Origin of the sequence: Micromonospora sp. LOL_023 (genome assembly GCF_048060115.1) — a bacterium.
Classification (GTDB): Bacteria; Actinomycetota; Actinomycetes; order Mycobacteriales; family Micromonosporaceae; genus Micromonospora_E.
Genome location: NZ_JBHMIM010000146.1, coordinates 1 through 2,321, shown reverse-complemented (window position 1 = coordinate 2,321; position 2,321 = coordinate 1). Strand labels below are relative to the sequence as shown.

Genomic DNA, 2,321 nt, shown 5'->3' with positions numbered 1-2,321 from the left:
GACCGACGAATCAAGATCAACAAGCCGTCAGGCATCCATGATCAACACTTAATGCAAGACCGAGGCTAGCACTACGATCGGGCCTCCCTGTGCCGACGTGACTCTGCCACCGGCACAGGGAGCCCGGTCAGACCGGCAGTGGGTACCGATAGTCGGGGGTCTCACGCGCTCGGTGAGCCGCGTAGGTAGGTGAGGACGGCGGAGACCCGGCGATCCGAGTGCGGGTCGAGCGGAAGCTTCGCGAAGATGTTGCCGATGTGCCTGCGTACCGCTGCCTCGCTCACGAACAACTTGCCGGCGATCCCGTGGTTGGTGTGGCCTTCGGCCATGAGCGCGAGCACTTCGCGTTCGCGTTCGGTGAGGCCGGCGAGTGGACCGTCGGCCCGCCGCAGCCTGACGAGTTGACGGACGACCTCGGCATCGACAACCGTGCCGCCGACGGCGACCCGGTCGATGCTGTCCAAAAAGTCGCGTACGTGGCCGACCCGGTCCTTGAGCAGGTAGCCGATGCCCCCGCCGGGAGTCGAGTCGAGCAGTTCGCCGACGTAGGCGTCGGCGACGTAGGCCGACAGCAACATGATCGCGATGCCGGGCTGAGTGGCCCGGATCATCGCCGCCGCGCGCAGTCCCTCGTCGGTGTGGGTGGGTGGCATGCGGATGTCGGTGACGACGAGGTCGGGGTGGCAGTTTCCGGCGTACGTGAGCAGGCTGTGCGCGTCACCGACGGCCGCGACGACCTCGTGGCCGGCGCGTTCGAGAATCCGCACCAGCCCTTCCCGGAGCAGGGCCGCGTCCTCGGCGACCACGATCCGCAGCGCGTTCTGTGCCGGTGTCAGTGGATCGGGCACGTCATCCTGACCTGGGTCGGGCCCCGGTGGGGCTGGTGATGTCGAGTTCGCCGTCGAGGGCGTCGAGCCGGGCGTGCAGTTCGGCGAGACCGGTGCCCGCCCGTGGGTCAGCACCGCCGACGCCGTCGTCGACGACCGAGACGATCAGCGTGTGGTCCTCGATCCACGCGTGCACCTGTGCCGATCGGGCGCGGGCGTGGCGGGCGACGTTGGTGAGGTTCTCGCTGACGAAGAAGTAGGCCGCGGCCTCGACCACGGGCGGGAGCCGGCCGCCGACGGCGAGCTGGAGGTGGACCGGGACTGGTGACCGGCCGGCGATCTCGTGCACGGCTGCGGCGAGGCCGTGGTCGGTCAGTACCCGGGGATGGATGCCCCGGATCGTGGTGCGCAGGTCGGCGAGGGCCTGCTCGGCCTGCTGGTGCGCCTCGCGGACGAGATCGAGGCCGGGGCCGGCGGGCAGGTCCAGTTCGGCGCTGCCCAGTGTCATAGTCAGGGCGACGAGGCGCTGCTGGACGCCGTCGTGGAGATCGCGCTCGATTCGGCGGCGTTCGGTTTCGAAGGCGTCGACCAGCCCGGTCCGGGACCTGCGCAGCTGCTGGACCGCTTCGGCCAGCTGGGCCTCGGGCGGGTTTAGCAGGTGCCGGACCAGTGCCGCCTGGCCGCAGGCGAGCGCGGTGGCCGCGTACATCAGCAGGACCAGGGTGACGAGGCCGGCGGGCGCCACGGCCCATGCCTCACCGGTGGTGTCGACCCGCCACCCGGCGAGGTCGATCGCGCCGGAACGGACCAGCACCGGGGCGAGGAGCAGCAGCACTGGAACCGTCAGCAGGATCAGCAGCACGGCGTCGGCGATCCAGAACAGCGTCGTGAGCAGGACCGTGACGCCCGCCTCCGGCCAGGACGCCCGGCGATGCGCCGGACCGCGTAGCGCTGGTGGCTGGTGCACCGGCCGCCCGGGGTGGATCAGCCGGAGTCGACGCCGCTCACCGGCGGCGGCCAGGTGAACGAGCACCGGCATCCCGGCCAGCACGAGAAGTCCCGCGATCAGCACGAGAAGTCCCGCGATCAGCACGACCGTGGCCGCACCCACCGCGACCACCACGGCCAGGACGGTCAGCCAGGCCAGACCGATCGGCACGGTGGTGACCAGGTACGCCAGTGAGCGCCACGGCCACACTGAGGCCAGGAACCGTGCGGGGTGTCCGCGTACGGCGGTCCAGGCGTCGCTCATGTCTCGAACCCTACGGATCGCATCGGCCGCGCGGGGTAGCGCACACGCTACCCCGCAAGTCGCGTCTGAGCCCGTGTGCTGGGCCGTGCCCGCCGGGTCCACTGGGGGGTGTCCCTATGGGTTGTGTCAAGCGGCGAGGCGGGGTTCGGCCGCCGTTTTGGGCTGGTATGCCCGTTGGGTGCGGAGCATGGCGTGGAGGACGTCGACGCGGCGGCGGGCGAGGCAGATGAGGGCGGCGTTGT

The 2,321-nt window shown here is 70.6% G+C and carries 2 protein-coding genes; both read right to left on the bottom strand.

Annotated elements, in window-relative coordinates; genetic code table 11:
• Positions 1–161 precede the first annotated feature (161 nt).
• Positions 162–815 carry a response regulator gene (locus ACFHVL_RS31135; protein ID WP_416632194.1) on the bottom strand — a complete coding sequence of 218 codons (654 nt, stop codon included), beginning with the start codon at positions 813–815 and terminating at the stop codon, positions 162–164.
• 34 nt (positions 816–849) lie between these two features.
• Entirely contained in the window at positions 850–2,079 is a 1,230-nt protein-coding gene (locus ACFHVL_RS31130; RefSeq protein WP_416632193.1) for a histidine kinase, read from the bottom strand.
• Positions 2,080–2,321: the final 242 nt, after the last annotated feature.

Coding starts and splice junctions, on each gene's coding strand:
- ACFHVL_RS31130 (WP_416632193.1), bottom strand. CDS start 2,079: ATGAGCGACGCCTGGACCGCCGTACGCGGACACCCCGCACGGTTCCTG.